At 71.0% G+C, this 22485-nt stretch carries 19 protein-coding genes; 7 read left to right on the top strand and 12 right to left on the bottom strand.

The genetic code is table 11. From position 1 onward, the window contains the following. Nucleotides 1-14: 14 nt before the first annotated feature. Genes ACZ619_RS22325 through ACZ619_RS22315 form a run of 3 tightly spaced genes read right to left on the bottom strand, consistent with a single transcriptional unit; the run spans nucleotide 15 to nucleotide 2435 of the window. Nucleotides 15-1397 carry an oxidoreductase gene (locus ACZ619_RS22325; RefSeq protein WP_469601520.1) on the bottom strand — a complete coding sequence of 461 codons (1383 nt, stop codon included), beginning with the start codon at nucleotides 1395-1397 and terminating at the stop codon, nucleotides 15-17. Then, nucleotides 1378-1632, bottom strand: coding sequence for a DUF397 domain-containing protein (locus ACZ619_RS22320; protein WP_469601517.1), 255 nt, complete (start codon nucleotides 1630-1632; stop codon nucleotides 1378-1380). Before ACZ619_RS22320 ends, ACZ619_RS22325 begins: the two co-directional genes overlap by 20 nt. Next, entirely contained in the window at nucleotides 1629-2435 is an 807-nt protein-coding gene (locus tag ACZ619_RS22315; protein WP_469601514.1) for a helix-turn-helix domain-containing protein, read from the bottom strand. The genes ACZ619_RS22320 and ACZ619_RS22315 overlap by 4 nt, the downstream gene beginning before the upstream one ends. Before the next feature lie 82 nt (nucleotides 2436-2517). Here ACZ619_RS22315 and ACZ619_RS22310 point away from each other — a divergent pair, with 82 nt between their 5' ends. From ACZ619_RS22310 to ACZ619_RS22290, 5 genes are all read left to right on the top strand, one after another. Beyond that, nucleotides 2518-2931, top strand: coding sequence for an ATP-binding protein (locus tag ACZ619_RS22310; protein ID WP_469601511.1), 414 nt, complete (start codon nucleotides 2518-2520; stop codon nucleotides 2929-2931). Between the two features lie 76 nt (nucleotides 2932-3007). Beyond that, entirely contained in the window at nucleotides 3008-6019 is a 3012-nt protein-coding gene (locus ACZ619_RS22305) for a glycoside hydrolase family 3 protein (RefSeq protein WP_469601508.1), read from the top strand. 150 nt (nucleotides 6020-6169) lie between these two features. After that, nucleotides 6170-7540, top strand: a complete 1371-nt coding sequence (locus ACZ619_RS22300) for a hypothetical protein (protein ID WP_469601505.1) — start codon at nucleotides 6170-6172, stop codon at nucleotides 7538-7540. Further along, nucleotides 7537-7896, top strand: a complete 360-nt coding sequence (locus ACZ619_RS22295) for a DUF899 family protein (RefSeq protein ID WP_469601750.1) — start codon at nucleotides 7537-7539, stop codon at nucleotides 7894-7896. Before ACZ619_RS22300 ends, ACZ619_RS22295 begins: the two co-directional genes overlap by 4 nt. 38 nt (nucleotides 7897-7934) lie before the next feature. Continuing rightward, complete coding sequence (locus ACZ619_RS22290) at nucleotides 7935-8519, top strand: YdeI/OmpD-associated family protein (protein ID WP_469601503.1); 585 nt, start codon at nucleotides 7935-7937, stop codon at nucleotides 8517-8519. 7 nt (nucleotides 8520-8526) lie between these two features. Here the strand turns inward: ACZ619_RS22290 and ACZ619_RS22285 are convergent, their stop codons facing one another. Further along, the gene (locus tag ACZ619_RS22285) at nucleotides 8527-9117 is read right to left on the bottom strand and encodes a YceI family protein (RefSeq protein ID WP_469601500.1); all 591 of its coding nucleotides are present in this window, start codon (nucleotides 9115-9117) and stop codon (nucleotides 8527-8529) included. A 456-nt stretch (nucleotides 9118-9573) separates the two neighbouring features. On the opposite strand from ACZ619_RS22285, the gene ACZ619_RS22280 reads away from it, so the two are divergent. Both ACZ619_RS22280 and ACZ619_RS22275 read left to right on the top strand, forming a co-directional pair. Next, nucleotides 9574-11169: an acyl-CoA carboxylase subunit beta gene (locus ACZ619_RS22280; RefSeq protein WP_469601497.1), complete on the top strand. Its 1596-nt coding sequence runs from the start codon at nucleotides 9574-9576 to the stop codon at nucleotides 11167-11169. Between the two features lie 35 nt (nucleotides 11170-11204). Further along, nucleotides 11205-11405 (top strand): acyl-CoA carboxylase subunit epsilon, encoded by a 201-nt coding sequence (locus ACZ619_RS22275; protein ID WP_469601495.1) that lies wholly within the window; start codon nucleotides 11205-11207, stop codon nucleotides 11403-11405. 153 nt (nucleotides 11406-11558) lie between these two features. On the opposite strand, the gene ACZ619_RS22270 is transcribed toward ACZ619_RS22275, so the two are convergent. The 8 genes from ACZ619_RS22270 to ACZ619_RS22235 all read right to left on the bottom strand — a co-directional run bounded on the left by ACZ619_RS22270 (nucleotide 11559) and on the right by ACZ619_RS22235 (nucleotide 22453). Then, nucleotides 11559-12140, bottom strand: a complete 582-nt coding sequence (locus tag ACZ619_RS22270) for a GTP-binding protein (protein WP_123973912.1) — start codon at nucleotides 12138-12140, stop codon at nucleotides 11559-11561. Next, complete coding sequence (locus tag ACZ619_RS22265) at nucleotides 12121-12690, bottom strand: DUF742 domain-containing protein (RefSeq protein ID WP_469601492.1); 570 nt, start codon at nucleotides 12688-12690, stop codon at nucleotides 12121-12123. Before ACZ619_RS22265 ends, ACZ619_RS22270 begins: the two co-directional genes overlap by 20 nt. 96 nt (nucleotides 12691-12786) lie before the next feature. Then, nucleotides 12787-13200, bottom strand: coding sequence for a roadblock/LC7 domain-containing protein (locus ACZ619_RS22260; RefSeq protein WP_469601489.1), 414 nt, complete (start codon nucleotides 13198-13200; stop codon nucleotides 12787-12789). 10 nt (nucleotides 13201-13210) lie between these two features. Further along, nucleotides 13211-16480 (bottom strand): nitrate- and nitrite sensing domain-containing protein, encoded by a 3270-nt coding sequence (locus tag ACZ619_RS22255; RefSeq protein ID WP_469601487.1) that lies wholly within the window; start codon nucleotides 16478-16480, stop codon nucleotides 13211-13213. A 396-nt stretch (nucleotides 16481-16876) separates the two neighbouring features. Next, the gene (locus tag ACZ619_RS22250) at nucleotides 16877-17452 is read right to left on the bottom strand and encodes a GTP-binding protein (RefSeq protein ID WP_046729249.1); all 576 of its coding nucleotides are present in this window, start codon (nucleotides 17450-17452) and stop codon (nucleotides 16877-16879) included. Then, a complete protein-coding gene (locus ACZ619_RS22245; RefSeq protein WP_019058642.1) occupies nucleotides 17433-17831 on the bottom strand; it encodes a DUF742 domain-containing protein in 399 nt (132 codons plus the stop codon). The genes ACZ619_RS22250 and ACZ619_RS22245 overlap by 20 nt, the downstream gene beginning before the upstream one ends. Before the next feature lie 110 nt (nucleotides 17832-17941). After that, entirely contained in the window at nucleotides 17942-18355 is a 414-nt protein-coding gene (locus tag ACZ619_RS22240; protein ID WP_030382516.1) for a roadblock/LC7 domain-containing protein, read from the bottom strand. Nucleotides 18356-18364: 9 nt separating this feature from the next. Further along, nucleotides 18365-22453, bottom strand: coding sequence for a sensor histidine kinase (locus ACZ619_RS22235; RefSeq protein WP_469601484.1), 4089 nt, complete (start codon nucleotides 22451-22453; stop codon nucleotides 18365-18367). Nucleotides 22454-22485 lie beyond the last annotated feature (32 nt).

Here is a 22485-nt window from a genome sequence, read left to right as displayed (position 1 = left end):
GCGACCGCTGACCGTCAGTTCCTGGTCAGCGTCCGCGTGAGGCCCGCCACCGCGGCCGTCGTCAGGATCCACCCGACGCCGATCAGCCCGTACGCGAGCGACTGCACCCAGCCCTGGGCCCAGTGCCAGTCGCCGCGCATCCCGAGACCGCCGACCGGGACCAGCAGGTCCAGGGTGTACACGACCGGGTTGAAGGGCGCCCCCTCGCCCGCCTTGTTCGGCACCGGCGTGTGCAGGTGGAAGACGAGCGAGCTGACCAGGGTGAGCAGGGCCAGCCAGAGCCCGGCGAGCCACGGCCGGTAGCCGTACCCGACCGCGCCGTCCAGCAGCCAGCCCCACACCCGCCCCGCCGGCCCCAGCGTCGCCCGCCGGCGCCGCTCCCGCACCAGCAGCACCCGCCGCGCCTCGTCCTCGTGCCCCGACCGCCGGTAGTACGAGGCGAGCTGCTCGTACGGCTGCGGTGCGTAGACCGGCATGCGGCTGAGCCAGTCGAGCCGGTGCGGGACGTCCGCACCGCGCAGGTCGGTGATCCTGCCGAGCCAGTCGTAGGTCAGCCCGTCGAGCCCCAGCGACCCGGGCCAGGTCGACGGATGGTCCTGGATGCGGGTCGCGTGCGCGTTGCGCAGGTTCACGAGCCCCGCGGGGCTACGCGCGAACCGCAGGTCGAGGGCCTCGGTGCGCATCCCCACGCACATCAACGACGAGCCGGTGCTGAGGAGTTCGGCGTCGTGGAACGTCAGCAGATCCGTGATCCGCGCCCCGCGCAGCCGCACCCTGCCGTCCGTCCGGAACCCCTCCGACAGCCGTACCGTCGACGCCGAGAGCCCGTCCCCCTGGAACGCGAACCGCTCCGCGTCCCCGACCGTGATCCGCGCCCCGCGCATCCACAGCCCGCCCGGCAACTCCGCACCGCGAAAACCGACTTCGCCCTCCGCGACGAACCCGTCCTCGCAGAACACCCCGCCCCGTATCAGGAGCCCGCCGGCCTCCAGCGCCACCCGGTCCGGAGCGATGAGCCGTGCCCCGTCGAGCCGCAGCCCGCCGGCGATGTCCGCGTGCACCAGGTCGACGGCGTTCTCGACGCCGTCGGCCTCGCCGATGGTGGAGCGCCGCAGGTCGAGCCGGCCGCCGACGTGCGCGGTCGAGGCCCGCAGCCCCGGCAGCACGCACTCGACCAGCGCGAACGCGAGCGTGCTCGCGCCTTCGAGGGTGACCGGGCCGTCGAACCGGCAGCCCTCGAACCGCACGGCCCGCCGTATCCCGGCCCCGTCGAGCCGGAGTTCCCCCGTGACGAGGGCGCCGCGCAGCAGGTAGGGGCGTCCGCCCGCACCCTCGTCGAGGATCTCCTCCCTGACGCTCTCGGCGTCGACGCTCCGCTCAGGAACGACCGACGACACCGGAGCCCAGGAACGCGGTCCAGGAGGCGGGGGAGACGGTGACTATGGGCCCGGTGGCCGGGTCACGCTTGGAGTCCCGGATGTGGATTGCGACGGGGCGACTGGCGACCTCGACGCAGTTGCCGCCCGCGTCGCTGCTGTAGCTGGACTTGCGCCAGTCGTGGGCGACTTCGAAGCATTCGCCGCCCTCGTTGCTGCTGTAGCTGGATTTGAACCACTGGAGTGCGGTGCTCATGAGTCTCCTAGCAATCCCTCCACGAGGCGCACGCTCTCATCAGGTGAGAGCGCCTGTGACCGCAGCATTCCATACCTCAGTTGATAGTCATTGACTTCGTCGGGGTCGTCAACAAGGAAGCTGGCGCGCTGTACTTCCAGGTAGACGAGGTCAATGTGCTCAAGGGTCTTCAGCAGCGTCATGGGACCGGCGAGGCCGGCGTGGGGCATCCGGTCCATAGGCATGATCTGAAAGCTCATGTGGACTGGCTCCGTGTATTCCAGGATGCGGCGGCACTGGTCCCGCATCACTTCCGCGCCTCCGACCTGGCGCTTGAGGATGCTCTCCTCCATGACGAAGTGGCACACAGGGGGCTGCTGTCGCTCCAGGACCAACTGCCGCTCCATGCGGGCGTTCACCCACTGGTCTGCCGTCTCGCTGCCGAGTGCGGGATAGCGTGCGTCAAAAGCGGCGCGGCAGTACTCCCTGGTCTGGAGCAGTCCGTGGACCATCAGGCTCTGGTAGGACAGGATGCTCAGCGCTTCCTGCTCGTGATCCACATACCCCTGCGCGAACTGCACCACCTTGTCCCGCACCGGCATTCGCGCCACCAGCAGCGCCAACGCACCCTTCGTGTCGAGGAGTTCGTCGAACTGTTCCGCCCGGTCCGGCTGGAGTGCCAGTCGGCCCTGCTCGATGGACCCCACCGTGTCGACGTGGATGTTCGCCGTCTCCGCGAACCGCTCCTGCGTCAGGCGGGCCTGCTTCCGGAAGTGCGCCACGAGCGCACCGACCGCCTGCCACGAACCGACCTTCTTCGACATGGCCGACCTTTCCCCCCGTAGCGATCAGGACTACGACCTCACTCACTGCCCCAGTGTAGTCACGCACGGTGACAGTGATCTCATGAACGCCGCACCCCAACTCCTCCGCGCCCGCACCGCCCTCTACCCCAGGGACCGCAGATCGGTGCACGCCGCCCGTGACTTCACCCGTGTCACCCTCGCCGACTGGGGCCTGGCCTCGCGCGGCGACGACGTCCTGCTGTGCGTGAGCGAACTCGCCACCAACGCCGTGCTGCACGGCGTCCCGCCGGGCCGCCGGTTCCGGCTGGAGCTGAGCCTCGACACCGACGGCGTGCTCCGCGTCGAGGTGCGGGACAGCGGTCCGGGCGAGATCCGTACCCCCGGCGTCACGCCGGAGGCGGAGCACGGCCGGGGGCTGCTGCTGGTCGCCGCGCTCTCCGACGACTGGGGCGTGCGCGGGCGGACTCCGGGCAAAGCGGTGTGGTGCGAGTTCCGGGGGTGTCCGGTGTCTTGACGGTCCCTCGGCGGTGCGCATTAACTCACGAGGTGAACTAAGTCATTTGCGAGACACGAGAGTTGAGGGAAGGTCCATGCGAAGAACCGCCCTGCTCGTCTCCACCGCCCTGCTCACCGCGCTGATGCCCCTCGCCGCGGCCCGCGCCGCGGACGACCCGGCCCCCACCCCCGTCGACCGCTTCGAGGGAGAGGTGCCCTTCGCCTCCCAGCCGGCCGAGGGCATCTTCACCTGGGGGAGCGACAGCGACGACCCGCCCGCGCTGCGGCTCGCCGACCGCGCCGACGCTCCCGAGGGCGCCAAGGTCCTCGCCGGGACGTACGACATCAGCGGCTACGGCGGCTTCACCCACGACTTCGCCGCCACCGAACCCGCCCACGACTGGTCCGCCCACAAGGGCATCCGCTTCTGGTGGGACGGCCAGGACAACGGCAAGAAGGTCTCCTTCGAGATCAAGGACGGCGGTACGAACGGCGAGGCGTCCGAGCTGTGGACGACGTCCTTCACGGACGACTTCACCGGCTGGAAGCAGATCGAGATCCCGTTCACGGACTTCGTCTACCGGACCGACTACCAGCCGGTCGGCGGCATCGACCACGTCCTCGGCCTGACGCAGATGTGGGGCTACGCGCTCACCCTCCCCGTCGGGGTCCAGGGGCAGTTCGCCATGGACGACGTGGAGCTGTACGGCAAGGCCGACCAGTCCCTGCGGGCCTCCGTCACCACGGACGCCGCCGTCTACCCGGTGAAGGAGGGCGCCACCGCGACGGTGCGGGTCTCCGTCGCCACCACCGGCGCCGCCCCGCTCGAGGAACCCGTGACCGTCGCCTACGAGACGGCCGGCGGCACCGCCGACTCCGGCAAGGACTACACGCCCGTCTCCGGCACCCTCACCTTCCCGGCGGGCACCGCCTCCGGGGCCACCCGGACCGTCCAGGTGCGGACGCTGAAGGACAGGTCCGCCGAATCGGCCGAGACCATCCCCCTCAAGCTGACGGTCACCGGCGCCAAGGCCCCCGCGGAGACCCCGCAGGTCGTCGTCGACGCGCACGGACTGCCGTACCTGGACAGCAGGCTGCCGGTGAAGAAGCGGGTCGCCGATCTCCTCTCCCGGATGTCCCTGGCGGAGAAGGCCGGCCAGATGACCCAGGCCGAGCGCGGCGCCGTCGGCACCGGCGGGGACGTCGCGGCCTACGACCTCGGCTCGCTGCTCTCCGGCGGCGGCTCGACCCCCACGCCCAACACGGCCGCGGCCTGGGCGCGGATGATCGACTCCTTCCAGCTCCGGGCACAGGCCACCCGGTACCAGATCCCGCTGATCTACGGCGTCGACGCGGTGCACGGCCACAACAACCTGGCCGGCGCCACCGTCATGCCCCACAACATCGGCATCGGCGCCACCCGCGATCCGCGACTGGCCGAGAAGACGGGCGCGGTGACGGCCTCCGAGGTGCGCGCCACCGGCGTCCCCTGGGACTTCGCGCCCTGCCTCTGCGTCACCCGTGACGAACGCTGGGGCCGCTCCTACGAGTCCTTCGGCGAGGACCCGGCCCTGGTGAAGTCCATGGAGACGGTCATCCAGGGCCTCCAGGGGCGGGCCGACGGGCGGGACCTCAAGGACAACGACAAGGTGCTGGCCACCGCCAAGCACTTCGTCGGCGACGGCGGCACCGCCTACGGCTCCTCCACGACCGGGTCGTACACCATCGACCAGGGCGTCACCACCGTCACCCGGCAGCAGCTGGAGGCGGTCCACCTGGCGCCGTACCGGACCGCCGTGGACCGGGGCGTCGGCACCGTCATGCCCTCGTACTCCTCGCTCGACATCGTCGGCGACGGCCAGGGCCCGGTGAAGATGCACGCCCGCGCGGACATGATCAACGGGGTGCTCAAGGGCCGGATGGGCTTCAAGGGCTTCGTGATCAGCGACTGGAACGCCATCGACCAACTGCCCGGCGACTACCCGTCGCACGTCCGCACGGCCGTGAACGCGGGCGTCGACATGATGATGGTCCCCTACAGCTACCAGGACTTCACCGCCACCCTGACCGACGAGGTGAAGGCGGGACGCGTCAGCGAGCGGCGCGTCGACGACGCGGTCTCCCGCATCCTCACCCAGAAGTTCCGACTGGGGCTCTTCGAGCACCCCTACGCCGACACCGCCAACGCCTCGCGGATCGGCTCCACCGCCCACCGCGCGGTCGCCCGGCAGGCGGCGGCGGAGTCCCAGGTGCTGCTGAAGAACTCCGACGCGGTCCTGCCCCTGAAGAAGTCGCAGAAGGTGTACGTCGCCGGGTCCAACGCCGACGACCTCGGCAACCAGACCGGCGGCTGGACCATCACCTGGCAGGGCCAGTCCGGCACCCACACCACCGGCACCACCATCCTCCAGGGCATGCGCAACGCCGGGGGAGACGTCACCTACTCCGCGGACGCCTCCGCGCCGACGAGCGGGTACGACGTGGGTGTGGTCGTCGTCGGCGAGACCCCGTACGCCGAGGGTGTCGGAGACGTCGGCAACGGCAACGACCTGTCGCTGTCCGCCGCCGACCAGGCCGCCGTGGACAAGGTGTGCGCGGCCATGAAGTGCGCGGTGCTGGTCGTCTCCGGGCGCCCGCAGCTGATCGGCGACCGGCTCGGCGAGATCGACGCCCTGGTGGCGTCCTGGCTGCCCGGCACCGAGGGCGACGGCGTGGCCGACGTGCTCTACGGCAGGCGGGCCTTCACCGGGCAGCTCCCGGTCACCTGGCCCAGGTCCGAGGCGCAGCTGCCGATCAACGTGGGCGACGCGTCGTACGACCCGCAGTACCCGTACGGCTGGGGTCTGACGACCCTGACCAAGGTCCCGCAGGGCGGCGCGGCCACGCTGAAGGCGCTCGGCACCGAGGCCCGCGCGGCCGAGCGGTCCGGGGCCGGCGCGAGGGGCCGGAAGCTGGTCGAGTGGGCGCGGCTGCTGGTCCAGGAGCGGATCGGGCAGTCGATCACCGAGGCGGTCTCGAAGCCCTTCGCCGACGCCGACCACCTGCTGCTGGAAGGGAAGTACGCGGCGGCCGTGGCGAAGCTGACGGAGGCCTACCGGGCGGCCTGAGAAGTCCCGGGGAGTAACAGGGGCACCTCAGGGGAGCCCTGAGCAGTCCTGGCAGCCCTGGCAGTCCTGAGCAGTCCTGGCGGTCCTGGCAGCCCTGGTAGTCCTGAGAAGTCTGGCGAGTCCTGGGGGGCTTTGGGGTAGTTTCGAAGCATGAAGGCCGTGCTCCGGACCCGAAGCCTCCCAGGGCTGCTGCTGGCCCTGGCCGTGATCGCCCTGGCGGTCGTCCTCGCCCCGCGGCCCGCCTCGGCCGCCACCGGGGTCTCCACGATCGCCGAGGCCCTGCGCAAGAGCCCGGTCTACGTCGACCCGGCCGCCGCCGGCCGGCTCTCCACGGCCCAGGCCGACACCCTGGCCCGGCAGATCAAGGACGCGAACAAGCCCCTGTTCGTCGCGGTCCTGCCGGCCGGCTACCCCACCCAGGACCTCTTCACGAACCTGCGCACCGCCACCGGCGTCACCGGCCTGTACGCCGTCCGGCTCGGCGACCGCTTCGACGCGCGGGCGGACTCCTCGGTGCTCTCCCGCACCGCCGTGCGGAACCTGGTCACCAGCGTCCAGGGCGAGAGCGCGAACACCCAGCTGACCGACTTCACCGACCGCGCCCTCGTCAACATGGGCGGCACCGCCCCCGCCACCTGGGGCGGCGGCTCCACGGGCGGTTCCGGCTTCTCCGGCACGGCCCTGATCGCGGCCGGGGCCGTCGTGGTGGCGGGCGGGGCGGGCGCGTACGCCCTGGTCCGCCGCAACCGGCGGCGCCACGAGGAGGAGCAGCGGGCCGCCCTGGACCGGCTCCGGGTGGTCGTCGACGAGGACATCACCGCCTTCGGCGAGGAACTGGACCGCCTCGACTTCCACCCGGCCGAACCGGGCGCCGACGACCCGATGCGCGCGGACTACGAACGCGCGCTGAACGCCTACGACCAGGCGAAGCGGTCCATGGCCGACGCGCGCCGGCCGGAGGACGTCCGCACGGTCACCCAGGCGCTGGAGGACGGCCGCTTCTCGCTGGCCCTGCTCGCCGCCCGCCGCGAGGGGCACCCGCTGCCCGAACGCCGGCCGCCCTGTTTCTTCGACCCCCGGCACGGCCCCTCCGTCACGGACGCCACCTGGGTCCCGCCCGGCGGCTCGGCCCGTGAGGTCCCGGTCTGCGCGGCGGACGCCGCCCGGCTCGCCGACGGCCGCGACCCGGCGGTCCGCGAGGTCGACACCGACGGGGGCCGCCGCCCCTACTGGGACGCGGGCCCGGCCTACGGCCCCTGGGCGGGCGGCTACTTCGGCGGCGGCATCCTGCCCGGCCTCCTCCTCGGCACGGCCCTGGGCGGCTGGATGTCCGCCCCGGCCTACGGAGCCGACTACGGCACCGGCTACGGCGACTTCGGCGCCGGCGGCTACCAGGGCGGCGACCTCTCGGGCGCCGACTTCGACCCGGGCGACTTCGGCAGCTTCGGCGGGGGTGACTTCGGCGGCGGGGACTTCGGTGGCGGGGGAGGCGACGGCGGCGACTTCGGCGGCGGCTTCTGACCTACGCCGGCGCCGCGGCCGCCGACCCGCCCACGCTGCGGACGCACGCCCGCGAACGCGGCCGGCACCGGCTGCGGCTGCTCAGCTGCGGCGACAGCACGTTCAAGTACGACCTCGGCAGCGAGGACGAGGTCGGCGCGCAGGACTCCACCGTCTCCGTCTTCACCCGCGACGGCGACGGCACGGTCCGGCACACCTACTCCGCCCACCCGCGCATGGCCGACGACATCCAGGAACGCGGCATCGACCTGCTGACGCCCGTCTGGCACCTGCTGGACCCCGCGGGGGCGAGGGGACCGGTACCCGGCCGTCGACTCCTAGGGCCCGAGCACGTCGACCACCGGGGCCGGGCATGAGGACAGGTTCTGGCCTACTCGCCCCCTACGGTGCCGCCATGACCACAAGCGACGTCGCCGAGCCATCCGCCGCCCTGCCCTTCGCGTCCCGCTCCGGACTGGACGCCTGGCTCGCCGCGCATCCCGCCCCGCACCCCGGCCTCTGGGTGAAGGTCGCCAAGAAGGGGTCGGGGCCGGAATCGGTCACCTGGGCCGAGGTCAACGACGTCGCCCTCTGCCACGGCTGGATCACCGGGCAGCGCAAGGCACTCGACGCGACGTACTTCCTGCAGAAGATCACCCCGCGCCGGCCGCGCAGTCTCTGGTCCGTGGTCAACGTGCGCCGGGTGGCGGAACTGACCGCCGACGGCCGGATGCGCCCCGCGGGCCTCGCGGAGGTCGCCGCCGCCCGCGCGGACGGCCGGTGGGACGCGGCGTACGAGCCGCAGAGCGAGGCCTGTGTCCCCGAGGACCTGGCGGCGGCCCTGGAGCGCGACCCCGAGGCCGGGGCGGCCTTCGAAGCCCTGGGGCGGACGGACCGCTACCAGGTCGTCTTCGGGCTGCTCACGGCCCGCACCCCGCAGGGCCGGGCGGCCAGGCTCGCGGCCGCCCTGACCCGGCTGTCCTTCCGGCCCCGGACGTGACCGGGGGTCAGGCGTTCTTGATCGCCGAGATGTCGAAGTTCAGCTTGATCTTGTCGGAGACCAGGACACCACCGGTCTCCAGCGCCGCGTTCCAGGTCACGCCCCATTCGGAGCGCTTGATCTCGGCCTTGCCCTCGAAGCCGACGCGCTCGTTGCCGAACGGGTCCTTGGCGGCGCCGTTGAACTCCAGGTCGATGGTGACCGGCTTGGTGACACCGAGGATCGTGAGGTCGCCGGTGATGCGGTAGTCGTCGTCGCCGAGCGCCTCGGCCGCGGTGGAACGGAAGGTCATGGTCGGGAACTCGTCCGTCTTGAAGAAGTCCGCCGACTTCAGGTGACCGTCACGGTCCGGGCTGCCCGTGGTGATGCTGTCCATCTTGATGTCGAGGGAGGCGGTGGATTTCGACGGGTTCTCGCCGTCCAGGTGGAGGGTGCCCTCGAACTCCTGGAAGCTGCCCTTGACGTTGGTGACCATCGCGTGGCGGGCCACGAAGCCCAGCGTCGTGTGCGACGGGTCGATCGTGTAGTCGCCGGTCAGCGCGGCCGTGTCGGTGGCGCCGGCGGTGGTGTCGTCGTTCTTGCGGCCGAAGATGCCCATGACGTGCTCCTTGGGGGACGGATCGCGGCTCCGCTGCGGGAATGCCGAAGGTGCGGGCCGTTGATGTTTAACGTTCAACGAACTCAACGGAGCCCACCGTAGACCTATTCCTTTCAACCTTCAACATCATCGGTCCGCGTGTCGTACTCATCACTCAACGTAACCTCGCACGCCCGGTGGCGCGACGGGAGGCGGCCGCCGGTGCGGCTACGCTCTGCGGGTGCGGACCGCCGTCCGGGGGTCCCCGCGTCACTCCGGGGACGGAGTCGGACGGCCGTGAATGTGAGCGCCGTCTCGGGGAACGCCTTTGTCGCCCCCCTACAACGACGAAGCCCTCTGAGCAGTCGGAACGGCTGCATGCCGCTCTGGTTCTGTTCAGTGTTTCCAGGAAAACGCGTCGGAGACTGTACGGAGTCGACGTCTCGCATTCCTTGGTGTCCTTCGTAAGGTCGCTACATGACCGTTTTGGAAGAGACGACGGGCGAGCCCACCGGTGAACCGACGGACGCGCGCGGGCGGGTCGCCGAGCTGCACGAGATCCGTGCCGCGGCCGTGGCGGGCCCCAGCGAGAAAGCGACCGAGGCGCAGCGGGCCAAGGGCAAGCTGACGGCCCGGGAGCGCATCGAGCTGCTCCTGGACCCGGGTTCCTTCCAGGAGGTCGAGCAGCTGCGCCGGCACCGTGCGGTCGGCTTCGGCCTGGAGGCCAAGAAGCCGTACACCGACGGTGTCATCACCGGCTGGGGCACGGTGGAGGGCCGTACGGTCTTCGTCTACGCCCACGACTTCCGGATCTTCGGCGGCGCGCTGGGCGAGGCCCACGCCGCCAAGATCCACAAGATCATGGACATGGCCATCGCGGCCGGGGCCCCGCTGGTCTCGCTGAACGACGGCGCGGGCGCCCGTATCCAGGAGGGCGTCAGCGCGCTCGCCGGCTACGGCGGCATCTTCCAGCGCAACACCAAGGCGTCGGGCGTCATCCCGCAGATCTCGGTGATGCTCGGCCCGTGCGCGGGCGGCGCGGCCTACAGCCCCGCCCTGACGGACTTCGTCTTCATGGTCCGCGAGACCTCGCAGATGTTCATCACCGGCCCGGACGTCGTCAAGGCGGTCACCGGCGAGGAGATCACCCAGAACGGCCTCGGCGGCGCCGACGTGCACGCGGAGACCTCCGGTGTCTGCCACTTCGCGTACGACGACGAGGAGACCTGCATCGCGGAGGTCCGCTACCTCCTCTCCCTCCTCCCGCAGAACAACCGCGAGAACCCGCCGCGCGTCGAGTCCGCCGACCCGGTCGACCGCCGCTCCGACGTGCTCCTGGACCTGGTCCCGGCCGACGGCAACCGGCCGTACGACATGGCCAAGGTCATCGAGGAGATCGTCGACGACGGCGAGTACCTGGAGGTCCACGAGCGCTGGGCGCGGAACATCATCTGCGCGCTGGCCCGGATCGACGGCCAGGTCGTCGGCATCGTCGCCAACCAGCCGCAGGTCCTCGCGGGTGTGCTGGACATCGAGGCGAGCGAAAAAGCTGCGCGCTTTGTCCAGATGTGTGACGCTTTCAATGTTCCGATCGTCACCTTCCTGGACGTACCGGGCTTCCTCCCCGGCGTCGACCAGGAACACGGCGGGATCATCCGTCACGGCGCGAAGCTCCTCTACGCCTACTGCAACGCGACCGTGCCGCGGATCTCGCTCATCCTGCGCAAGGCGTACGGAGGTGCCTACATCGTCATGGACTCCCAGTCGATCGGCGCCGACCTCACGTACGCGTGGCCGACCAACGAGATCGCGGTGATGGGCGCGGAGGGCGCGGCCAACGTGATCTTCCGTCGGCAGATCGCCTCCGCCGAGGACCCCGAGGCCATGCGGCAGAAGATGGTCAAGGAGTACAAGGCCGAGCTCATGCACCCCTACTACGCGGCCGAGCGCGGCCTGGTCGACGACGTCATCGACCCGGCCGAGACCCGCGAGGTGCTCGCCAGGTCGCTGGCGATGCTCCACACCAAGCACGCCGACCTGCCGTCCCGTAAGCACGGCAACCCCCCGCAGTAATCCTGCGGAAACCTCTCTCACGGAGACTGACATCCATGAACGCCCCTGACATTCGCGTCGAGAAGGGCAATGCCGACCCGGAGGAAGTCGCCGCCATAACGGCGGTCCTCCTGGCCCGCGCGGCCGCCCGGCCGACCGCCGACACCGAGCACACCCACCGAGGCCGTCCGAAGGCCGCCTGGCGCCGTCTGGAACGCGAGAACGGCTTCCGCGCCCCGCACAGCTGGCACGGCTAGGCCGCGCCGCCCGACGGCACGCACGCGCAACAGAAGGGCCCCTCTGCCGAAGAGGGGCCCTTCTGTTGCGCACGCCCGCCGTGCACGCACCGGGAAAGAGTTCGGGCCCCTCTGCGACAGAGGGGCCCGGGGAACTGCGCGACAAGCCGCGAACTACCGCAGACGCGCCATCAGGGCGTGTTCCACGAGGGTGATCAGGGCCGACTTGGCGTCCGCGCGGTGGCGGGCGTCGGTCGTGATGATCGGGGTGTCGGGGCCGATCTGGAGCGCCTCGCGGACCTCTTCGGGGTTGTACGGCTGGCTGCCGTCGAAGCCGTTGAGGGCGACGACGAAGGGCAGGCCCGAGTTCTCGAAGTAGTCGACGGCCGGGAAGCAGTCGGCGAGCCTGCGGGTGTCGACCAGGACGATCGCGCCGATCGCACCGCGCACCAGGTCGTCCCACATGAACCAGAAGCGGTCCTGGCCCGGCGTACCGAACAGGTACAGGATCAGGTCCTGGTCGAGCGTGATACGGCCGAAGTCCATGGCGACCGTGGTGGTCGTCTTGTCCCCGGTGTGGGTGAGGTCGTCGATGCCGGCAGACGCGGACGTCATCACGGCCTCTGTGCGCAGCGGGTTGATCTCCGAGACAGCGCCGACGAACGTGGTCTTGCCCACGCCGAAGCCGCCCGCCACCACGATCTTCGCGGATGTGGTGGAGCGGGAAGGACCGCCGCTAGAGCTTGCGAAGTCCACTGAGCACCCTTTCGAGCAGTGTCACGTCTGGCTGGCCGCCGGCGCTCTCGTCGCCGCCGGGCTGATGGATGGCGACCAGTCCCGCCTCCGCCAAGTCGGCGACGAGGATCCTGGCCACGCCGAGAGGGATCGACAGCAGGGCCGAGACCTCGGCCACCGACTTGATCTCCCGGCAGAGGTTGCAGATGCGCTGATGCTCGGGCAGTTGGCCCTGCATCTGGTGCGGCTGCGCGGTGGTGTGCACCAGTGCCTCGATGGCGAGCTGGTACCGCGGGCGCGTCCGGCCGCCGGTCATGGCGTACGGACGCACCAAGGGGTTGTTGGACCCCGAGGCCGGCGCCGGCTCGGGACGGCGCTGCGGCTGTACCGGCTGGATGCGCGGCGCCGGCGGCTGGTCGTACGCTGAAGGACCTGGGCCCTGCGGCGCGTACGGCTGCCGGTGGCTGGGCGTGGAGGGGAAGTTGTACCGGTTCGCGGAACCGTCGCCGTGGCCCTGTGCAGGACCGTACGACCAGTTGCCGTTATTCGAACCGCCTGGGGGTGTTGCCACTCTCTCTCCTCCTCCGACCGTGCCGGGCACCCATCCTTGTGGAGCCGCGTCCCGAAACCTTACGGCCCCGGGACGCGAAAACGCACCGTCTGACTATTAGTTGAGAAGGCTTCCCTGGAGTTCCGCACGCAGATCCGGGGTAAGAACCGTGCCCGCGCGGTCCACCAAAAGGGCCATCTCGTACCCAACCAGGCCGATGTCGGCCTCCGGGTGGGCCAGGACCGCCAAGGAGGAACCATCGGAGACGGACATGATGAACATGAATCCCCGCTCCATCTCCACAACCGTCTGATTCACGCTGCCGCCCTCGAAGATCCGGGAGGCGCCTGCCGTCAGAGACGTCAGACCGGAGGCGACGGCCGCGAGCTGGTCGGCGCGGTCGCGGGGGAAGCCTTCGGACATCGCCAGAAGGAGTCCGTCGGCGGAGACCACCACCGTGTGGGACACCCCCGGGGTGTTGTCCACGAAGTTGGTGATCAACCAGTTCAGGTTCTGTGCCGCCTGGCTCATCGGGCTCACACTAACGCTCCTGGTTGTAGGTGCTGTCAGGACCGAAGCCCTGGCCGTTCGTTTCCGTGCCTGCGCTGCGTCCGCGCTGGACGCCCTGACGCAGGTTGCTCAGCCTGCCCCGGATGTCCTCCGGGGTGCGGGAGACCTGCGGGCCTCCCTGGGGGGTGGTGGCGGCGGCTCCCTCGACCAGGTTGGCCTTGGGCACCCGCCTCGGCAGACCGGAGGAGGTGACTCCGCCGGCCTTGGGCTTGCGCAGCTGAGAGGCCTGCTGCCAGCGCTCGTCGTTCTGCGAACGCCAGCTGCTGTCGTCGCCCGCCTCAGGAGCGGCCGGAGCCGGGGCCGCGGCCGCCGGAGTCTGCTGTGCGGGACCCGCGCCGTTCGCGCCACGGGCACCGGAACCCCGTCGCGGCAGACCCGCGTCGGTCAGCTGGTGGCCGTTGGAGGGGGCCGTTCCCGGACGGTCGAAGCCTACGCGGTTCAGGTCGTCCACGTCACCGGCCTGCGCCGGCTCCGCCTCCGGAGCGTACTGGGCCGGGTAGCCGTTCCGGTAACCGTCCTGCTGCGGCCAGTCGTCCTGGTAGGGACGCTGCTCCTCGTAGGCCGGGAAGGCCTCGGCCGCGGCGTGCGCGGCGGCGGGCTCCTCCTGGGCCGGCTCCGTGTACGCGGGTTCCGGGTAGCCGCCGGTCGCGGTGAACGCCTCGGAGGAGAAGGGGTCGTTCTGGGGCAGCCCGCCGTTCGGCGCGTAGTACTGCTCGTCGTACGTGCCCTGCTGCTGCTCCTGGTACGCCGGCTGGGCGTCGAAGCCCGCGGGCTGCTCCTGGAAGCCCGTACCGCTCGGGTCGTAGCCCTGCCGGCCGCTGTCGAACTCGTCGGTGTACGCCGGTGTCCCGGCGGTCTCCTGCGGGCTCTGGGCGGCCTGCGGGCCCGGTGCGGCCTGAGGGTCGTGCGTCTGGGCCTCCAGGGCCGCACGGCGCTCCTCGCGGATCAGGGAGCGGCCCACGGGGTCCAGGTCGCGGATGTCGTCCGGGACCTCCACGTAACGGCTGTCGTCGAAGCCGAGTTCGGCCGCCGTACGCATCGGCTGGAGCTGCGGCTGGGCGAAGTTCTCGCCCTGGTACTGCTGCTGCTCCGGGATGATCTGCGAGACGGTGAACTCGTCGCGCTCCGCGGGCTGTTCGCCGCCACCGCCGTGCGTGATCGCGTCCGGCAGCATGACCAGCGAGGTGGTGCCGGCCTGCTCGCCCGAGGGGCGCAGCTGGACCCGGATGCCGTGCCGGTCGGACAGCCGGCCGACCACGAAGAGGCCCATGCGCTGGGAGATCGCGGCGTCCACGGTCGGCGGGTTGGCCAGCTTGTGGTTGATGTCCGCGAAGTCCTCGGCGGTGAGGCCGATGCCCTTGTCGTGGATCTCGATCATCACGCGGCCGTCGGGCAGACGGGTCGCGGTGACGCGGACCTTGGTCTGCGGGGAGGAGAACGTGGTGGCGTTCTCCAGCAGCTCGGCCAGCAGGTGCACGAGGTCGGTGACCGCGCGGCCGTGGATCTCGGCCTCCGGGACGCCGGAGAGCTCGATGCGCTCGTACTGCTCCACCTCGGAGGAGGCGGCGCGCAGCACGTCGACCAGCGGGACCGGCTGGTCCCAGCGGCGGCCGGGCTCCTCGCCGGCGAGGACCAGGAGGTTCTCGCCGTTGCGGCGCATACGGGTCGCCAGGTGGTCCAGCTTGAAGAGGTTCTCCAGCTGGTCCGGGTCGGCCTCGTTGTTCTCCAGGTCGGTGATCAGGGTCAGCTGGCCCTCGATCAGCGACTGGTTGCGGCGCGACAGGTTGGTGAAGATCGCGTTGATGTTGCCCCGCAGCAGCGCCTGCTCGGAGGCGAGCCGCACGGCCTCGCGGTGGACCTGGTCGAAGGCGCGGGCGACCTCGCCGATCTCGTCGGTCGTGCTGATCGGGATCGGCGCCACCCGGGTGTCGACCCGGCCGGGGTCGGTGCGGGAGAGCTGGTCGACCAGCATCGGCAGGCGCTGTTCGGCGATGCCGAAGGCGGCGTTGCGCAGCTGGCGCATCGAGCGGGACATCTGGCGGGCCACCATGCCGGCCAGGATGAACGCGGCGAGCAGCGCGACCACGACGGCGGCACCGGTGATGAACGCCGAGATCTTGGCGTCGTCGGCGATGTCGGACGCCTCGCCCACCGCCTTGTCGGCCATGTCCGACTCGATCGTGCGGTAGGCGTTGTACTTGAGGGTGTTGACCGTCCACCAGTTCTCGGCGGTGATGCCCTTGGTGGCGAGCCCCTGCCGGGTCGACGCGTCGGTGTCCTGGAGCGTCGCGAGCGCCGAGACCATCGTGGTGGTGCTGGACGGCGGGGCCACGTAGTTCGGGTCCTTGGCCTTGGCCTGCTGGACCATCGCCGCGCCGTCGGTCTTGATCTTCTTCTCGAGATCGGTGAGCTTCTGCGCGTCCTCCTCGGTGCCACCGCCGACGTACTCCTCGACGGCGATGCCCTCGAGGTAGGCGTACGAGGAGAGGGCGACGCGCTGCGTGGCCAGGTTGCCGGCGTCGGGGCCGGGCTTGACCAGCAGGTGCATGCCGATCGACCGCTCCAGCGACAGCGCCGACTTGGTGAGCGAGATGGCGTAGACGGTACGGCCGTAGGAGGTGATGTTTCCGGTGCCCAGGCCGAGTTCGTTGGCGAACTCCGTCAGCGGGTGGGCGATCTGGACGTACCCCTCCTCGGTCTGCACACCGGTGAGCTTGGTGGTGTACGCCGCGGCGCGCAGGTCCGTGAGCTGGGGTTCGGCCTCGCGGAACAGCTTCAGCCGGCGCTGGAGGCCGGCTTTCTGGGGCATGTTCTGGGCGGCAGCGTCGAAGGCGTCGGCGGCCTTGTCGGTCGCCGCGCGCGCCGCGGTGACGGTGTCCTTGTCCTTGTTCAGCAGGAGCGGTGCCGCGGTGGTGTCGCGCTCGTTGTAGAGGGCGTCGGCGTAGGTCAGGGCGGCGCGGACCAGGCGCGCGGTGTTCTCCGCGTCGCGGGCCTCGTTCCAGGTGTCGATGGAGCTCTTCACCTGGAAGCCGCCCATGACCAGACCGACGACCACGGGTATCAGCAGGATCGCGTTCAGCCTGGTCGGCACCCGCCAGTTGCGCGGGGAGAAACGGCCGCCGCTCTTCGGGGGCGGGGCCGGTGCTTCGGCGGCCGGCACAGGGGTGGGCGCCGCGGCGCGCGGCGGCGGGGTGAAGTTGCCCCGGGCCGACGGCTCGGGACCGTTCTTGCTTCGCCTCACTCGACCAACAACCTCTCGGCGGCGGCGGGCACCTGTCGTCGTGCCGCAGTCTCTCAGAGCCCGGTGTGTCACAGACCACTACTGAGTACGTCTTTGACTATTGGGCAGTTCAGGCATTCCAGCACGGGGGCCTACGCAGTTCCAAACAGTGGAATCCGCCGAAGTGCGATCTTGTAAGCCCCAGATAAAACGGTCATAAAGAGCGAGCCCCGCCAAAAGGCGGGGCTGTTGTGAGCGCAGCGGCACCGCGTGACCGCGACGCGTGGCGATACCACCGGATTCCTCTGCCGAAACGTTATGAACACCGGAGCCGACCGTGTCAAAGGCCACAGTCGGCTCCGGTTACCGTACGACAACTGCCGTACGTGATGACGGACTTGATTCAGCGCCCGGCCGCTACCGCAGACGTGCCATGAGCGCGTGCTCCACCAGCGTGATCAGCGCACTCTTCGCATCGGCGCGATGCCGTGCGTCGGTCGTGATGATCGGCGCGTCCGGTCCGATCTGCAGCGCCTCGCGCACCTCTTCGGGCGTGTAGGGCTGGTGCCCGTCGAAGCCGTTGAGCGCGATGACGAACGGCAGACCGCTGTTCTCGAAGTAGTCCACCGCGGGAAAACAGTCGGCGAGCCGACGCGTGTCCACCAGAACGACCGCACCGATCGCACCGCGCACCAGGTCGTCCCACATGAACCAGAAGCGGTCCTGGCCCGGCGTACCGAACAGGTACAGGATCAGGTCCTGGTCGAGCGTGATACGGCCGAAGTCCATGGCCACCGTGGTGGTGGTCTTGTCCCCGGTGTGGGTCAGGTCGTCGATGCCCGCCGAGGCGGACGTCATGACGGCCTCCGTGCGCAGCGGGTTGATCTCGGAGACCGCTCCCACGAACGTGGTCTTGCCGACGCCGAAGCCGCCCGCCACCACGATCTTCGCGGAGGTGGTGGCCCGACCTCCGTCAGAGCTTGCGAAGTCCACTGAGCACCCTTTCGAGCAGCGTCACGTCAGGAGCGCCGCCGTTGTTCTCGTCGCCGCCCGGCTGGTGGATGGCGACCAGGCCGGCCTCGGCGAGGTCGGCCACCAGGATCCGGGCCACACCCAGCGGCATGGCGAGCAGTGCCGAGACCTCGGCCACCGACTTCACCTCGCGGCACAGGTGGCAGATGCGCTGGTGCTCCGGGAGCAGCCCCATGAGTGCTGCAGGGTCGGCCGTCGTGCTGATCAGCGCCTCGATGGCGAGCTGGTAGCGCGGCCGGGTCCGGCCGCCGGTCATCGCGTAAGGACGTACCAGCGGCTGGTCGCCCTCGTCCCCGTACGGCTCCGCGTACGGATCATGAGAGGCGGTGGGCGGGGTCATCGTTCCTCCGGGCGGGACAGCAAGTCGGTCAGTCGTGCCGTCGGACGTGGCCGGTGGGGGGATTGTGGCGGCCGGACGGTGATTTGGTGAGGTGGGTTGGATCCTGGCGGTCAGTGCAGCAGACTGCCTTGAAGTTCGGCACGCAGGTCGGGCGTGAGCACCGCGCCCGCGCGGTCGACCAGGAGCGCCATCTCGTAGCCGACGAGGCCGATGTCGCACTCCGGGTGGGCCAGGACCGCGAGGGACGAGCCGTCCGAGATGGACATGAGGAAGAGAAAGCCGCGTTCCATCTCGACGACCGTCTGTGCCACGTTGCCGCCCTCGAAGATCCGGGAGGCCCCGGCCGTCAGCGAGGTGAGTCCGGACGCGACGGCCGCGAGCTGGTCGGCGCGGTCACGGGGGAAGCCTTCGGACATCGCCAGAAGGAGACCGTCGGCGGACACGACGACGGTGTGGGACACACCTGGGGTGTTGTCCACGAAGTTGGTGATCAACCAGTTGAGGTTCTGTGCCGCCTGGCTCATCGGACTCAACTAACGCTCCTGCTGGTGAGTGGGGCTCGGGAAGCTGCCGGTCTGCGGGCCGGGTGCGGCCTGCCTGCCCTGCGCGATACCCCGACGGAGATTGGTCAGCCGGCCACGTACGTCGTCGGGCGCACGTGAGACAGCCGGACCGGTGTGGTGCTGTTGCTGCTGCGCCGTGCCGGGGACGAGGTTCGCCCGGGGCACGCGGCGCGGCAGACCGGAGGTGGTGACACCGCCTGCCGCCGGCTGCCGTACGCGTTCCGCCTGCCGAACGAGGTCGTCGTTGGGCGAGGTGCGCCAGGAGCTGGTGACAGGACGCTGGGGGGCCGCGGCGGTGGGGGCCGGCGGCTGGGTGGGAACGGGCGGGACCTGGGCCGGGCCGCTGCCGTTGCCGTTGTGCTGCGACTGCGGCTGCGGCTGCGGAGCCTGCTGCTCCTGCTGGCCGCCGTGGAACCAGTTGGTCTCCAGCGTGTCGTACAGGGGAGTACGACCGTCACCGGGACCGCTGGCCGGGGGCAGCGCCTCGGGCTCCTGGCGGGCCGGCGGCCCGGACGGGACCGGGGGACGCCGGTCGGCGCCGCCGAAGTCCGTACCGCGGCCGTTGGTGCCCGGACGCTCGAACTGGCCCGTGCCGTGCTGGCCGTTGCCGTTGACGTGGCCGCCCTGGCCGTTGCCCGCGAACCCGTTCTGGCGGTCCGGCAGGGCGTGCTGGCCGGTGGAGCCGGTGTCGAAGCCCTGCGGAGCGGCGAACTGGCCGGTGGAACCGGCGTCGTAGGCCTGCGGGGCGGCGAACTGGCCGGTGTTCTGCGCACCGCCCGGCTGCGCGGCCGGGGTGCCGAAGACGTCGGACCGGACGAACGGGTTCGCGTCCTGCTGGGAGCCCTGCCCGTTCTGCCCGTTGACGTTGGGCCGCGGGAAGGAGCCGGTGTCGTGCTGGCCGTTGAGGTTGGGCCGGGGGAAGGACCCCGTGTCCTGCTGCCCGTTGAGGTCGGGCCGCGGGAACGAGCCGGTGTCCTGCCGGCCGCTGGTGCCGGGCCGCTGGAACGAACCGGTGTCCTGCCTGCCGTCGGTCTCGGGCCGCGGGTAGGCGGCGCTCTGGGAGCCGGCCGGCATGGTGAAGTCCGGGCGCGGGAACTCGCCGGTGGCCGGCGGGTTCTGCGGGATCGCCGGCATCTGCGAGGTGGCGCCGAGGTCGTGCCGGTCGTCGACGCGGGGCATCGGCGCGGTCTGGGTCGGGTCCAGCTCGTCGTGGCCGCGCGGGGTGTCCAGCGAGGCCCGGGAGAGCGGCGGCTGGGCGTTGTCGTCGCTCCAGCTGGGCCGACCCGCCGACGGGTTGCCGCCGGGCAGCTCGGCCCGCGGGCCGCCGCGCGGCGGCAGCTGGGGCTGCCGGCTCTGGTCGGAGGAGCTCCCGGAGCGCTGCGGCGGGACCGGGCCACGGTTGCCGAAGGCGTCCTGGCCGCCGAAGCCGTCCTGCCGGTTTCCGAACGCGCCCTGGCCGTTGCCGAAGGCGTCCTGGCCGTTGCCGAACGCGTCCTGGCCGTTGCCGAAGGCACCGCCGCCCGCGGCCGGCCGGCCGCCCTGCGGCGCACCCTGCTGGCCGCGCGGACCGCCCGGCGCACCGGGACGGCCGCCGTTCGGACCCGCGCCGGGCAGCGCGGCCCGGGGACCCTGGCCGGCACCTACCTGGCCGCGCGGACCCGCGCCGGCACCGAGCAGTCCGCCGCCGGAGGGGCCGCCGGGACCGAGGGCGCCACCGCGCGGACCGGCCCCGGCGGCACCGCCGCCGAGCGCCGGAGCGGGAGCACCCGCGCCGAGCGGACCGCCGGCACCGCCCTGGCCGTTGCCCCGGCGGGCCGCGGCCGCACCGGCGGCCGCCTGCGCGGCGGCCGGACCGCCGGTCGGGGCGGGGGCGCCGGGCTTGCCCGGAGCGGGCTTGCGGCCGCCCTGGGCGACATCGACGGGCAGCATGACCAGCGCGGTCGTACCACCGGAGTCGGACGGGCGCAGCTGGATGCGGATGCCGTGCCGCTGGGACAGACGACCGACCACGAAGAGGCCCATGCGGCGGGAGACGGAGACGTCCACGGTGGGCGGCGAGGCGAGCCGCTCGTTGATCGCGGCGAGGTCCTCGGGGGAGAGGCCGATACCGGTGTCGTGGATCTCGATCAGCACCCGGCCGTCGGGCAGCGCGTGACCGGTGACCTTGACCTTGGTCTGCGGGGAGGAGAACGAGGTGGCGTTCTCCAGCAGCTCGGCGAGCAGGTGCACGAGGTCGTTGACCACGCGGCCGGCCACTTCGGTGGTCGGTACGGAGGCCAGCTCGATGCGCTCGTACTGCTCCACCTCGGACGCGGCGGCGCGGAGCACGTCGACCAGCGGGACCGGGCGGGTCCAGCGGCGGCCGGGCTCCTCACCCGCGAGGACGAGGAGGTTCTCACCGTTACGGCGCATACGCGTCGCGAGGTGGTCGAGCTTGAAGAGGGAGGACAGCTGGTCCGGGTCGGCCTCGCGGGACTCCAGTTCGGAGATGAGCGAGAGCTGACGCTGGATGAGGCCCTGGGAGCGGCGCGAGAGGTTGGTGAACATCGCGTTGACGTTGCCCCGCAGGAGGGCCTGCTCGGCGGCGAGGCGGACCGCCTCGCGGTGCACGTCGTCGAAGGCCGCGGCCACCTGGCCGATCTCGTCCCGGGAGTGCACACCGACCGACTCCACGGACGTGTCGACGTCCTGCGGGTCGGACTCGGAGAGCTGCTTGACCAGCTCGGGCAGGCGGTCCTGGGCGACCTTGGTGGCGGTCTCCTGGAGGCGGCGCAGCGAGCGGATCATGGACCGGGCCACGACGAAGGCGCCGACCAGCGACACACCGAGGACGAGCAGGATCAGCGCACCGTTGATGATCGCGTCCTGCTCGGACGCGGACCGCAGCTCGCGGGCCTTCTGCTCCATGTCCTCGAGCAGCGTGTGCTCGATCTTCTTCATCTGCTCGATCTTGGTCGAGCTGTCGTCCACCCAGTCGCGGTACGAGCGCTTGGCGAGCTCGTTCAGACCGTTCTGGGCGCCGAGCGCGCGCTTGGCGTAGGTGTCCGCGGTCTCGATCGTCGGGTTGCCCCCGTCGATCGGGCTGAGCAGTTCGGACGCGTTGCCCGAGTAGATCTTGCGGAAGATCGTCAGCTCGGAGGTCTCGCTCTCCTGGGCCGACTCGGCGTACAGCCGGTCGTTCTCGGAGAGGTTGCCGGTGGTCGTGTTGTTGGCCGGCAGGGCCGCGGCGATGACGGCCCGCTGCACGGACGCGTACTCCTTGGCGGTGGAGAACGCCGCCAGGGCACGGGTGCGCTGGATCATCTCCGAGTTGCTGGAGGCCTGCGCCATGTCCTGCGAGAGGTCGATCAGCTGCGTGATCAGCCGGTGGTAGGCCTCGACCGTCTGGGTCGAGTTCTCCTTCTGCTGGTACGCGTCCTTGCGGATCTTCGCCAGGTCGTCGAGCTGTCCGGCCAGACCGACGAGGCTGTCACGGACGCCCTGGAGCTGTCCGTTCTTGCTCGCGGTGTCGATCTCCTCGGAGGCGTTGAGGAAGTTCTCGCGGGCGCTGTCGGTCTTCTCCTCGTAGCCCTTGACCGTGATGCTGTTGACCGACTGACCGTGCGCCAGCGGACCGGCCGTCTGGTCGCGCTCCTCCTGGAGCGCGGCGGCCAGCTCGGTCGCCTGCTTGGTCATGTCCGTCAGCAGCTTCATGTTGTCGAGCTGCTGGATGTCGTCGAGCGAGTCGCTGATACGCGCCGCGCCCAGGGTCGTCGCCGCCACCACGGGGAGGGCGAGCAGCGACACCAGGCGGGTGGAGATGCGCCAGTTGCGCAGGGCCACGCGCGAGCCCGGGTTCGACGGACCCTTGGGCGGCTTGGCCGACGGTGTCGGCGGTGCCGTCGGCTGGGGGCCCGTGGACGCCGACACGGCGGGGCGCCCGGAGCGCTCACCGCCGTCACCACCGACCGGGGCCGGGCCCGGGTTCTGGGCGTGCTGGGGCGAGGAACCGCGGTCGGTCCCGCCGTGCGCCTCCGGCTCTACCGGAGCGCTGCCATCCCTCTTGAAACGTCCCTGCACTAGCGTCGCAACCTCTGGACCAGGCACCCCTC

The sequence above is a fragment of the Streptomyces sp. NPDC104367 genome (assembly GCF_055583825.1).
This window is presented reverse-complemented; position numbering and strand designations above follow the sequence as displayed.

What these genes read in the sequence shown, in the direction of transcription:
- ACZ619_RS22280 (WP_469601497.1), top strand. Translation starts at nt 9,574, where the DNA reads ATGACCGTTTTGGAAGAGACGACGGGCGAGCCCACCGGTGAACCGACG.
- ACZ619_RS22260 (WP_469601489.1), bottom strand. Translation starts at nt 13,200, where the DNA reads ATGAGCCAGGCGGCACAGAACCTGAACTGGTTGATCACCAACTTCGTG.
- ACZ619_RS22240 (WP_030382516.1), bottom strand. Translation starts at nt 18,355, where the DNA reads ATGAGCCAGGCGGCACAGAACCTCAACTGGTTGATCACCAACTTCGTG.
- ACZ619_RS22305 (WP_469601508.1), top strand. Translation starts at nt 3,008, where the DNA reads ATGCGAAGAACCGCCCTGCTCGTCTCCACCGCCCTGCTCACCGCGCTG.
- ACZ619_RS22315 (WP_469601514.1), bottom strand. Translation starts at nt 2,435, where the DNA reads ATGTCGAAGAAGGTCGGTTCGTGGCAGGCGGTCGGTGCGCTCGTGGCG.
- ACZ619_RS22285 (WP_469601500.1), bottom strand. Translation starts at nt 9,117, where the DNA reads ATGGGCATCTTCGGCCGCAAGAACGACGACACCACCGCCGGCGCCACC.
- ACZ619_RS22290 (WP_469601503.1), top strand. Translation starts at nt 7,935, where the DNA reads ATGACCACAAGCGACGTCGCCGAGCCATCCGCCGCCCTGCCCTTCGCG.
- ACZ619_RS22310 (WP_469601511.1), top strand. Translation starts at nt 2,518, where the DNA reads ATGAACGCCGCACCCCAACTCCTCCGCGCCCGCACCGCCCTCTACCCC.
- ACZ619_RS22300 (WP_469601505.1), top strand. Translation starts at nt 6,170, where the DNA reads ATGAAGGCCGTGCTCCGGACCCGAAGCCTCCCAGGGCTGCTGCTGGCC.
- ACZ619_RS22275 (WP_469601495.1), top strand. Translation starts at nt 11,205, where the DNA reads ATGAACGCCCCTGACATTCGCGTCGAGAAGGGCAATGCCGACCCGGAG.
- ACZ619_RS22245 (WP_019058642.1), bottom strand. Translation starts at nt 17,831, where the DNA reads ATGACCCCGCCCACCGCCTCTCATGATCCGTACGCGGAGCCGTACGGG.
- ACZ619_RS22320 (WP_469601517.1), bottom strand. Translation starts at nt 1,632, where the DNA reads ATGAGCACCGCACTCCAGTGGTTCAAATCCAGCTACAGCAGCAACGAG.